Consider the following 1,410-nt stretch of genomic DNA (forward strand, 5'->3'; position numbering starts at 1 on the left):
AAATGAAGCCTATGTGTATGTGAAGTAAAAACAAAATAGCGCACTCTTGACCAGAGAGTACGCTATTTTGCGGTTGGTAAAATCTATATGAAAGAAGAAATGTACATTTTTAGTATATGTAACCAAATCTAGAAGGTGCTCTTTGGTATGAAGAAGATTAGTAAAATATGGATACAACTAGAAAAAGCCCATTGTAATGATGAGGCAATGGGCTTTAGGTCTTAGAAGTTTTGAAGCACCTAAGACGGTTTGTTAGATGGTAATATGATTATACGGTAATGTGTGATGAAAAGTATAGATGTTTCTTGTACTTTTATAAAGGTATAAAATGAAATATAAATCATAATCAAGACATGTTAGCATGAATACAGTCTGTTATTTGTTTTAATTCATTTTATTTGTGTGCTCCAATTCTGGAGCCTTTTTTTGTATACAAAGAATGGGAAAAGCACCTACCCTACACGTATAATGATGCACCAGCAGAAAATGACATTACTTATATGATACGAAATAATAAGGAAGTGTCATTCCATATTGCAGTAGACGATAAAGAGGCTGTACAAGGTCTTCCGTTAGAGCGCAACGCATGGGCTTGTGGAGACGGGAATGGTTCCGGTAATCGAAAATCGATTAGTGTGGAAATTTGTTATTCTTGAAGCGGTGGAGATAGATATGATAAAGCAGAAAATTATGTTATATAACTCAAAAAATAGAAAAAACAATCCAGGGTGGTGGTCTGGATTGTTTTTTCGTATAGAACGAATTGTATATAACATAACAGGAGCAGTTTACTATATGTAAAGATTTTTTAGAATATGTGCAAAATATAAAGCACCTTCCCCAGTTAAAAGTACTCTCACGTGGTGATTCTCTCGATGTCATGTACAGTATATCCCATAGTATGGAAAGATAGAACCATTTCTTGACGGTTATATGTAAATACACGCTATTTTCAATGGAGCATTCTATTTACCTCACATGCATATATGAGAAAAATGGTTCTAAAAACCAACATTTCGCATGATAATCTCGAATATATCTCTGTTATACGTACATTTTTGGTGAAATAAACAAAAACAACTGGCACCATGTGCTTGGGATTTGTATAGAATAGGATAAGCAACGTGAAAAGTAGCCTTCTCTTTTGTAGAAGAGAATCGACTTTTCTTGTTAGGAAACGTTGTGGAAAAAGAAAAATGGTGAGCACAAAAACAGAACGTATCCTCACTTGTTCACCCGGTGTTATTTCTGAGGGAAAGGAGGTTTACCATGATGAAAAAAATAGTAATGAATCAATCTACAATAGATGTCGAGTTTCTTCACAGTATTCAGCTGATGTTAGACTAAAAAGTAGACACAGGTTACTATAATAAAAAATGAACCAAATGAGGTGTCTACATGGGGAAAGTA

The 1,410-nt window shown here is 34.2% G+C and carries 1 pseudogene; it reads left to right on the forward strand.

The features are described 5' to 3' along the window. Positions 1-410: 410 nt before the first annotated feature. Positions 411-653, forward strand: a pseudogene (locus tag JDS99_RS30605) (peptidoglycan recognition protein family protein); the annotation flags it as partial. Between the last annotated feature and the right edge of the window lie 757 nt (positions 654-1,410).

It is taken from the genome of Bacillus cereus group sp. N6, from assembly GCF_016483705.1.
GTDB lineage: Bacteria > Bacillota > Bacilli > Bacillales > Bacillaceae_G > Bacillus_A > Bacillus_A wiedmannii.